We start from the raw sequence: 9,147 nt of genomic DNA on the forward strand, positions 1-9,147 counted from the left end.
CCCGAAGTCCGCGCGGCCGCCCGCGGCTACTGCTGGCCCGCACGCCGGCTGCGCCTTGCCCGCGGAACCCGCGATCAACCCGGCCGACGTCATGATCCATGGCGACTTCTGGCTGTCATGGCAACCGGAACTCGCCATCGATCATGGCTCCACGACCGACGGCGGCCCGGCGTTCGCGTCATGTTGCGCAAACCGCGATCACGGACGCCGCCGCCCATGATCAAGGGAAACATGTGGCTGCCCCAACGACCACATCGTTCCCTTGATCATGGAAGCCCCGCAAAAAGCTGTGTGGCGCATGGTACTGTGTGGCGCATGGTAAGCGATGCCTTCGACAAGCTCGAGCAGGAGCTGCGCCGCGGCGTCGTCGTCCTGGCGGTGCTCTCCCAGCTGCGCGAGCTGCGCTACGGCTACGAGCTGCGGCAGTCCCTCATCGAGAAGGGCCTGCCGATCGAGGAGGGCACGTTGTACCCGCTGCTGCGCCGCCTGGAGGCGCAGGGCGTGCTGAGCAGCGAGTGGCAGACCGCGGACGGCAAGCCCCGGCGCTACTACAAGCTCAGCGAAGAGGGCGAGCGCCTGCTCCGGCGACTGACCGGCTCCTGGCGCGGCCTCAACGAGGCAATGGGGAATCTCCTGGAGGCGTCATGACCGCTGACGAGCTGATCGACCGGTACGTTGCCGACGTCGTGGCGCTCCTGCCCCGCCGGCAACGGCGCGACGTGGCCCGCGAGCTGCGCGAGCTGCTGACGGAGGAGGCGGAGGGCCGGGACGTCGAGACCCTGCTCGCGGACTTCGGGCATCCGGCCGAGGTCGCCGCCCGGTACGGGCAGCCGGTGACACTGATCGACCCGGTGGACACCCGCCGCTTCCTGTCGCTGGCGATCGGCGGGTCGCTGCTGATCCACTTCGGCGCGGTCCTCGGCGAGCTCATCAAGCCGGTCCGCGACTTCGAGCAGGCGGCGGACGCGGCCTGGCCGGTGGTCTTCGCCTGGCTCGGCCTGCTGTTCGTCGGCTTCGCCCTGCGGGCCTGGCAGCGCCGCCGGCGCCCGGCGCGGTGGCGGCCCCGCCCGGCGCCCAACAAGCACGTCAACCGCGCCGGCCGCATCGCCGCCCTGGCCTTCTACACGGCGGGCACGGCCGTCCTCCTCGACCCGGCGGCGGCCTTCAGGATGGCCGGCCTGCCCCAGCCGGCGATCGACGCGGTCACCTACGACGAGCGCTTCCTCGACGTGCGCGGGCCGGTGATGTTCGCCCTGCTCATCACCGCGCTGCTGGGCGAGGCGGTGGCGATCTGGAAGCCCTTGCCGGTCACCCAGCTGGTCCACGGCGCCGTCATCTGCGCGGTCCTCACCTGGCTGATCGGCAGCGGCCCGATCTTCGTCACCCCGGCGGCCGACGAGACCTTCAAGAGCACGACCGCCCTGCTCATCCTGGTGTCGCTGGTCGACCTGGCGGTCCGCCTCCGCCGCACCCACGCCGCCCACTCGCTGCGGCACTGATCAGCGGGCGGCCGGCTTCACCGCGGCGGTCCCCGACAGCAGCGGGGTCAGGGCCGCCGCGGGGAGGCTGACGGTGACCTCCAGACCGCCGCCGTCCAGGGCCACGGCGCTCACGCCGCCGCCGTGGGCGTCGCAGACCGCGCGGACGATCGACAGGCCCAGGCCCGTGCCGCGGGCGCCGGTGCGTTCGCGGCCGCCGCGGCGGAACGGCTCGAACAGGGCCGGGACGTCCGCCGGCGCCACCTCGAAGCCCGTGTTGCCGACCACGAGCCAGGCCAGGGTGTCGTCGGTGCCGGTGCGCGCCCAGATGCGGCCGCCGAGGTGGTTGTACCGCACCGCGTTCTCGATCAGGTTGCCCGCGAGCCGGTCCAGCAGTCCCGGGTCGCCCACGACGTTGGCCGGCTTGAGGTCGGTGTCCACCGACAGGTTCAGCCGCTTGATCTCCTTGCCCATCGCCGACATCGCGACCGTGACGCCCGTCGCGAGGTCGGCGCCGACCTTCCGGCCCAGCCGGCGACCGGCCTGCGCCTCGGTCCGGGCGAGCAGCAGCAGCGACTCGACCAGCGCGTTGGCCCGCATGGAGGCGTCCCGGACGACCGTGGCCATCCGGCGGTACTCCTCGACGTCGGCCTCCGGATCGTCGAGCGTGACGTCGACCTCGGTGCGCATGACCGCCAGCGGCGTGCGCAGCTCGTGCGAGGCGTTGGCCACGAAGCGTTTCTGCGTCTCGAAGGCCTCGCCGATGCGGTCGAGCATCGCGTCGAAGGTCTTGGCGAGCTCCGACACCTCGTCGTCGGCCCCGTCGTAGTTGATGCGCGCGTCGAGCGTCTCGCCGGTGAGCCGCTGCGCGGTGGTGGTGACCCGCTGCAGGGGGCGCAGGGCCCGGCCGGCCACGACGTAGGCGCCGGCGACGCCGACGATGCCGATGAGCAGCAGGGCCAGGCTGCCCCGGGTGAGCAGCTCCCACTCGGCCGCGTCGACCAGCTCGGTCTGCCACTGGTGGGCGTCGACCTCGGAGCCGTCCGCGAGCACCACGCGGGTGCCCGGCTGGAGCTGGTCGGCCGGCTTCAGCGCGCCGTCGACCAGGATGTACGCCAGGATGACCAGCACCAGCCCGGCGCCGACCAGCAGGATGCCGTTGAGCAGCGTGAGGCGCAGACGCAGGGTGGGCCGGAAGACGGCGGCGCGGCGGGCGTCGTAGACGGTCATTGCGGGAGCCGGGTGCGGTAGCCGGCACCCACGACGGTCTCGATCAGCGCCGGCTCGCCGAGCTTCTTGCGCAGGGTCATCATCGTCACACGTACCGTGGTCGTGAAGGGGTCGGCGTTGGCGTCCCAGACCCGCTCCAGCAGCTCCTCGCTGGACACCACGGCCCCGCGGGCCTTGAGCAGCTCCTCCAGCAGGCCGAACTCCTTGCGGGTCAGGTCGAGCGGCTGACCGGCCCGGGTGGCGGTCCGCTTGGCCTGGTCGAGGACGAGGTCGCCGATGGTGAGCACCGGCGGCGCGGCCGGGGTCGCCCGGCGGCCGAGCGCCTGCACGCGGGCGACCAGCTCGCTGAAGTCGAACGGCTTGGGCAGGTAGTCGTCGGCGCCGATCTGGAGGCCCTCCACGCGGTCGGCGACGCTGCCGCTCGCCGTGAGCATGAGCACCCGGGTCAGCGCGCCCGAGGCGACCAGGTCGGCGCAGATCTCGTCGCCGTGCTTGCTCGGCAGGTCGCGGTCGAGGACGACCACGTCGTACCGCGTCACCATGGCCATCTCGTGCCCGTCGGCGCCGTCGTAGGCGACGTCGACGGCCATGCCCTGCCGCCGTAGACCGCGAACGATCGCGTCGGCCAGGCTCCGCTCGTCTTCGATCACCAGCACCCGCACGTAAGTCTCCCAACCCGGATCGAGCCAGTGTCGTCCACCGGCTGTGAAGTCCGCGTGAGTAACCGTAACGTCAGACGGGAAGCCGCCACAGGTGCACGGAGTCGCCGTCGGCCAGGCACGACAGGCGCTGCCCACGCATCGCGCAGCGCGACGGGACGGGTGTCACCGTCCCGAGCGGCGTGACCTCTCCGGTGCGCAGGTCGATGCGGGCGATCCGGGAGGTGTCGCCGTCGGGCTTCTGCACGATGACGTGCGACGCGCCGGCCCCGGCGGCGGTGATGTCCTCGGCGTCGGTGCCGTCGGTCGCGGTCGGGACCACGCCCCAGCCGCGCAGGTCGGCCAGGTCCCGGCCGGTGTGCCAGTCGACGACCCGGATCCGCATGAAGTCGCCGCGGTCGCGGGCGACGAGCACGCCCGGGCCGACGCCGTCGAGCTGGATCGGGCGGCGCCACTGCAGCTGGCCGGTGGCCGCGTTGAGCACGGCGGTGTCCCGCCAGTTCGGCACGCACAGCATCGGCCCGCAGGCGACCACGACCGGGCCGTAGGCGAGCTCGGCGATCGGGACCGGCTCGGCCGAGCGGAAGAGCTGGTGCCACTGGTACCGCAGCGGCTCCATCGCGTACGCCGTGATGAGCGCCCCGTCGTTGCGCACCGAGACGATGACGAGCAGCCCGCCCACGATCCGCACGCTCGTCGGGGGGCCGTCGGCCAGTTCGGACAGGTCGGCCCCGCTGACGACCGCCCCCGTGGTCGCGTCGCGCACCTCGGTGTGGCCTCCGGGGTACCAGATGACGAACCGCGGACTGCCGGGCACCTCCGGCGCGACGAGCCGGCCGCCCTGGGGCATCTCGAACGCCCACCGGATCACGCCGGTCTCGGCGTCGAGGCCGGCCAGCCGCACCGAGGTCTGCGGGGCGTTGCGGGCCGGCACGACCGGCGGGCAGCTCGGCGAGCGCTCGTCGACGACGAGCAGCCCCGGCGGCCGGCCGGGCGGCCCGGCGATGACCGCCACCGGCGCGCCGGAGCGCATCCAGGCCTGCTCCCCCGTCTTCGGGTCGAGCCGCTCCAGGCTCCAGCCGACGGTGTTCGTGCAGGGGCGGTGGCGCACGTAGGCGCGGTCGGCGGCGAGGTACACCTGCCCGCTGTCTGGCGGCATCGACCTGGTCCACTTCACGTCGCCGGTGCGCCAGTCGAAGGCGGTCAATGCCGGCTCGTCGCGCAGCGCGTACAGCGAGTTCCGGTCGGCGACGAAGCCCACGGTGTGGTCGGCCAACAGGCCCATCTCCTCGACCTGCCGCGCCGGCAGCGAGCCGGTGGCGAGCACGATGACGAGCGAGAGGACGGCCACGACGGGCCACTGGCGCCGGCTCGCGTCGCCGGCGGCGGCCGGCGGCAACCCGAAGTCGATCTCGTCGGCCGGACGCCGTTCCAATTCACCGAGATCAATCACTGGCTCGCCCACCCCTCCAATGTCCCTGCTGCGCGCGAAGGTCGCCAGTCGGCGCATCAGCGGGCCGGCAAACGGAACAGGACGACGTCGTCGTCGGGCGTGCGGCAGGCGACGTACCCGCCCTCCAGCTCGCAGCCGCCGATGACGTCGTCGACGGTGGCGAACGGCGCCGGCTCCCCGCCGGTCGACCAGGCGAGCAGCGTCGTGTCGTCGCCGGACACACCGGAGACCCGGCCGAGCAGCAGCCGCGGGCCGGCCACGCCGAGCACGGCCCAGTCCGAGCGGTCGGCGAGCGCGGTGCCGGTCGCCGGGTCGAGCAGCGACGCGCCCGCACCGGACAGCAGCCCGCCCGGCACGGGGGTCAGCGGCGGGCGGCCCTGGACCATCCACAGTGGAGCGCCGGTCGCCGGGTCGAGGACCGCCGTGCGCCGGCTGACGACGCAGAGCGCCCGCGCGCAGGGGCGCACGGCGAAGTGGTCGGTACGCTCGACCGGCAGCGGCACGGTCCAGCGCGCCGCGAAGCCGGCCCGCCGGTCGTACGCCGCGAGCGTCGTCGCTGACACCACTACGAGCAGGTCGCCGGCCGCCTCGACGAGGTCCTCCGGGCCGGCCGTGACCCCGGTCGCCGCGCGCTCCCCGGTCGCGAAGTCCACCACGCTGACCGTGCCGCGCCGGTCGAGCAGCGCGGCCCAGCCGGCGCCCGCCTCGGCGCCGTCGACGGCGACCCGCGTGCCCGACTCCACCGCGGCCTCCCACAGCGTCCGGCCGGCGCCGTCGATCGCCAGCCAGCGCAGCGTCCCGCCGGTCGGGGCGCCGGCGGCCAGCGCGGTGCAGCCGTCGGACCACAGGCTGCGCAGCACGACGGTGCCGGGGACGCCCGGCGCGGTGCGGACCGGTACCCCGGTCGAGCGCCAGCGCTCCCAGCCGGTGCGCAGGTCGAGCGCGACGGTCGTGCCGGTGACCCCGGACCGGCACAGGTCGGGCGAGAGCACGACGAGGTCGCCGGCGGCGCTCACGTACGACAGCGTGGACAGGCCGGGCGGCGTGTACGTCCAGCGGGACTCGCCGTCGCTCGCGTCGAACGCCTGCACCGGGCTCGGGGTCTTGTGGCTCTCCAGCACGAACAGCGCACCGCCGGCCAGGTGGAACTCGCCGCTGCGCAGCGGCTGCCGGGTCACCTCGCGCGGCCGCTCCGGCACCGGTACCGCCGAGACCAGCGACAGCAGCAGCGCGAGCACCCCGAGGAGCCCCCAGCCGCGGGGCAGGCCGGACGGGCGCTGGTCGGCGTCGACCGCCCAGCGGTCGTCGATCACTCCCAGGTCGATGGTGACCGCGCTCACCGGCACGGTTCCATTGTGCTAACCGGCGGGCTCGGGCGGCAGTCTCCAGACGGACAGCCGTCCGACCACGACGCAGGCCAGGCTCCCCTCGGTGACCATGCAGTCCGGGTCGCCGTACCACTCGTCCGGCCGGCCGAAGACGGTCACCTCGCCGGTCGCCGGGTCGATCGTGGCGAGCAGCGCGCGGTACGGGCCGATCGCCCGCCAGGCGACGAGCCGGTCACCGTCGGCGCGCAGCACCCGCCAGCCCTCGATCGCGCGCTCGACCCGTCCGGTGTCCGGGTCCACGACGACGATCTCCGGATGGTCGGGCGACGGCTGCTGGTAGGTGCCCATGAGCAGGCTGTCTCCGGCGTACCCCTGGAAGTTCACGTACCGCTCCAGGTGCCAGAGCGGCCGGCCGGTGCGGGCCTCGAGCATGTCGAGCCCGGACTCGCTGCCCGCGCAGAAGCGGTCCGGCCCGCAGGCGAACAGCCAGTCGAACTGGTCGCCCTCCCAGTGCCACAGCCGCTCCCCCGTGGCCCGGTCGAACACGTCGGCGCCGCGCTGCCCGGCGAGGTACACCAGGGCGTAGGCCGGCAGCGCCACCTGCTCGGCCTGCGGCTCCTCGCCGGTCGAGTACGACGAGAGCGGGCCGGAGAAGCGCAGCCGGTAGGTGTCGGTGACGGCGCCGGTCGCCAGGTCCCGCCGGCGCAGCACCCCCGACGGATCGAGCTCGGAGAACCCGGCCAGCCGGTAGCCCGCCCCGCCCCACGTGATCTCGGCGAGGGAGCCGGCCGGCACGTCCACGGTCCACGCCACGCCGCCCGTGCGTTCATCGATGCCGCGGTACCGCAGCGGCCGGGCCGCCGGCGTGGGGTTGACGGCCGGGTCCTGGTCGGGGTCGTACCCGGCGCGCGGATAGCCCTTCGTCCCCTCCAGGTCCTCGATGATCACGAGGCCGCCGTAGTGCCCGATGACCTGCACGAAGTCGCGTTCCCAGAGGCGCTCCCCGGTGGCCGCGTCGAGCACGACGACGGTGCTCGCCGGCCCGCCGCCGTCCTCCCACGCGGTGTCGAGCGCGACGACGTCCGCGTCGACGAAGGCGAAGTGCTGCCTGGTCTCGATCGGGACGGTCCAGAGTTCGGCGCCGTCCCGCAGGCGGTACGCGGTCAGGCGCGCGTTGCCGCCCACGGACCCGAACTGCCCGGTGAACACCCGGCCGCCGGCTCCGTCGACGCTCAGCACGTTGTGCTCGACCTCGAAGGCCGGGGTCGCGCCCTGCTGGGGTACCGCTGCCGCCAGAGCACCGAGGGCGGCCAGGACGACCAGCAGCAGCAGTGGCCAGCGCCGCCGCTGCCGGGGCGGGGACGGCGGCTCCCAGGGCGTGCTCAGGTCGAGCTCGATCATCATGGCAGCCGCCAGGCGGTGAGCCCGCCGACCACGACGCAGGCGAGGGTCCGCTGCTCGGCCACGCACTCCGGCCGGCCGAACCAGTCGTGGGCCCGCCCGAACACCGCCACCCGCCCGGTCGCCGGGTCGAGCTCGGCGAGGATCGCGTCGCGCTGCCCGACGGCCTTCCACACGACGACCCGCGACCCGTTCAGCTGGATCGCGTTCCACCCCTCCAGCACGGTCCTCGCCCGCCCGGTCCGCGGGTCGACGGCGGCGACCGGCCCCGGGGCGAGGTCGGGCGACTCCCACACGCTCATGATCATTGCGTCCGCCGTCATTCCGAGGAGGCTGTTGTACTGCCGGAGCTGCCACACCGTGCGCCCGGTCCGCCGGTCGAGGGCGGCGGTACCGCCCTGGTCCTGCACGCAGTACAGGCCGGGCCAGCAGGTGGCGAGCCCGCCGTAGTGCTCCGGGTCCTGCCAGTGCCACAGCCGCCGCCCGTCCCTGCGGTCGTACACGTCGCCGCCGACGTCCCCGACCCGGTAGACCACCACCTCCGGGCCGTCCATCTCGAACCACGAAACCGCCCCCGACCAGTCGAGCCGGTCCGTCCGCGTCACGGTGCCGTCGCGCGGGTCGTGCGCCCGCAGCTCCCCGTCCGGCGTCAGCTCGGCCATCCCCACCAGGTCCTCCCAGCTGCCGCCCCACTCGAACGACAGCCGGTTCCCCTTGGGCACGTCGAGCCGCCAGCCCGGGGCTCCGGTCCGCTCGTCGAGCGCCAGAAGATGCTGCTCGCGCAGCTCGGGCGCCTGGTTCCGCAGCACCCCGTCGTCGCCCTCGTCGACGACGAAGCGCCGCTCCGGCTCCGCAACGTCGACCATGTCCTCGACGAGCATGCGCCCCCCGAACCGCCCGAAGACCCGCACCGACTCCCGCCGCCACAGCCGCACCCCGCTGGCGGCATCGTGCACGGCAACGTCACTGACGGCGTCGTCGGGATCGCCGCGCTCCTGCACCAGCACGACGACGCTCGCGGTGACGCTGCGGACATACTGGTTCTGCGCCATCCGAAGACTCCAGCGCACCCGCCCGTCCCGCACGTCGAGCGCCTGGAGCTCCTGCCCGGACGCACCGGGCTTGTACCGCCCGGCAAAGACCCGCCCGCCCGCGAGGTACACCCCGGTAACCTGGTAGTCGAGCGCGAACAGGGGTTCGTCGACCCGCGCGGGCGCCGCGCCGGCGAGCAGCCCCGCGGCGACGACCCCGACAAGGACGGCGCCCACGACCCGCCGCTTCCGCCGCCGCCCGGGCGGCGGCCCGCCTTCGACGACCGACTCCCACGGCGTGGTGAGATCCAGCTCGATCATCGGCTCGGGCACGCGCGGCTCCCCTTCTGCCCCGGTTGCTGCACAGAGAAGAGTCCCACGCCGCCACCCAGGTTGCGCCCCCTGCTCCAACCGCCCGAACTCCCCCACACCACCGCCCCCGCACGGCCGCCCCTCGCGCCGCCGCCCCCGCACGGCCGCCCCCGCACCACCGCCCCCGCACCACCGGCCCTGCACCACCGCCCCGCACCACCGCCCCGCACCACCGCCCCGCACCACCGCCCCGCA

General features: G+C 74.2%; 8 protein-coding genes. 2 read left to right on the plus strand and 6 right to left on the minus strand.

The annotated features are described in order from the left end of the window. Positions 1–315: 315 nt before the first annotated feature. Positions 316–648 carry a PadR family transcriptional regulator gene (locus tag ABZS66_RS22350; protein WP_354760526.1) on the plus strand — a complete coding sequence of 111 codons (333 nt, stop codon included), beginning with the start codon at positions 316–318 and terminating at the stop codon, positions 646–648. Beyond that, complete coding sequence (locus ABZS66_RS22355) at positions 645–1,499, plus strand: hypothetical protein (protein ID WP_354760528.1); 855 nt, start codon at positions 645–647, stop codon at positions 1,497–1,499. The genes ABZS66_RS22350 and ABZS66_RS22355 overlap by 4 nt, the downstream gene beginning before the upstream one ends. Here ABZS66_RS22355 and ABZS66_RS22360 read toward each other — a convergent pair whose 3' ends face one another. From ABZS66_RS22360 to ABZS66_RS22385, 6 genes are all read right to left on the minus strand, one after another. After that, a complete protein-coding gene (locus ABZS66_RS22360; RefSeq protein WP_354760530.1) occupies positions 1,500–2,708 on the minus strand; it encodes a HAMP domain-containing sensor histidine kinase in 1,209 nt (402 codons plus the stop codon). Then, complete coding sequence (locus tag ABZS66_RS22365; RefSeq protein WP_190256261.1) at positions 2,705–3,370, minus strand: response regulator transcription factor; 666 nt, start codon at positions 3,368–3,370, stop codon at positions 2,705–2,707. Before ABZS66_RS22365 ends, ABZS66_RS22360 begins: the two co-directional genes overlap by 4 nt. 70 nt (positions 3,371–3,440) lie before the next feature. Then, entirely contained in the window at positions 3,441–4,802 is a 1,362-nt protein-coding gene (locus ABZS66_RS22370; protein ID WP_354760532.1) for a PQQ-binding-like beta-propeller repeat protein, read from the minus strand. Positions 4,803–4,876: 74 nt separating this feature from the next. Next, positions 4,877–6,166, minus strand: a complete 1,290-nt coding sequence (locus ABZS66_RS22375) for a PQQ-binding-like beta-propeller repeat protein (RefSeq protein WP_354760534.1) — start codon at positions 6,164–6,166, stop codon at positions 4,877–4,879. A 12-nt stretch (positions 6,167–6,178) separates the two neighbouring features. Continuing rightward, a complete protein-coding gene (locus ABZS66_RS22380; protein WP_354760536.1) occupies positions 6,179–7,552 on the minus strand; it encodes a PQQ-binding-like beta-propeller repeat protein in 1,374 nt (457 codons plus the stop codon). Further along, positions 7,549–8,913 (minus strand): PQQ-binding-like beta-propeller repeat protein, encoded by a 1,365-nt coding sequence (locus ABZS66_RS22385; protein WP_354760538.1) that lies wholly within the window; start codon positions 8,911–8,913, stop codon positions 7,549–7,551. The genes ABZS66_RS22380 and ABZS66_RS22385 overlap by 4 nt, the downstream gene beginning before the upstream one ends. Positions 8,914–9,147: the final 234 nt, after the last annotated feature.

The sequence above is a fragment of the Dactylosporangium sp. NPDC005572 genome, from assembly GCF_040605515.1.
GTDB lineage: Bacteria > Actinomycetota > Actinomycetes > Mycobacteriales > Micromonosporaceae > Dactylosporangium.